At 28.5% G+C, this 652-nt stretch carries 1 protein-coding gene; it reads right to left on the bottom strand.

The window, feature by feature from the left end:
* On the bottom strand, positions 1-652 hold a 652-nt coding region (locus F1B92_RS08885), incomplete at both ends, for a hypothetical protein (RefSeq protein ID WP_195836340.1).

Here is a 652-nt window from a genome sequence, read left to right on the forward strand (position 1 = left end):
CAGAAATAGTAGAGTTTAAATCTACTCCATCTCCTATAATTTTTATAGTATCTCCAAGTGAAGCATTTATATCGCTTCCGCTATTTCCTTTAAATTTAAGTCCTTTACCAACAACAGCCTTAGCAACATTTGATAAATCTTCAACATTTACTACATTATTTTTAATAGAGTCTATAGAAGTGCCAGTTAATACATTATCAATATTGCTTGTAGCAGTTCCTCCTATTCCACTTGCAACATTTTTGATTTGTTTATTTCCTAAATCTAAGCCATCTTTATTAAATTTAAATGTGCTATCTCCAACATTAAATGTTATATCTTCATTAGAGCTAGTATTATTAAAACTAATCTTAGCTTTATTATCTTTACCGATTGATGAAACACCGCTAAAATTTCCATCTTTTAAGGTTACATTATTTGTCGATTCTCCAGCTGTAAAAGTTATATTTTCATCGTTAAATGATATTTTTGATTTATCACTCTTAGCGATAGAAGAAATTCCTTTTAACTCGCTATTTAATGCTATTGTTAGATTGTTATCAGATGCTTTTGTTTTTATGTTTTGATGGGTATTGTTTGTTTCTCCTTTTACAGTTAGTGTTTGATTTATATCTTTTGTTTGGCTTTCATCAGCAATGACTTTAAAGTTAGA

Origin of the sequence: Campylobacter portucalensis, from assembly GCF_009690845.1 — a bacterium.
Taxonomy (GTDB): domain Bacteria; phylum Campylobacterota; class Campylobacteria; order Campylobacterales; family Campylobacteraceae; genus Campylobacter_B; species Campylobacter_B portucalensis.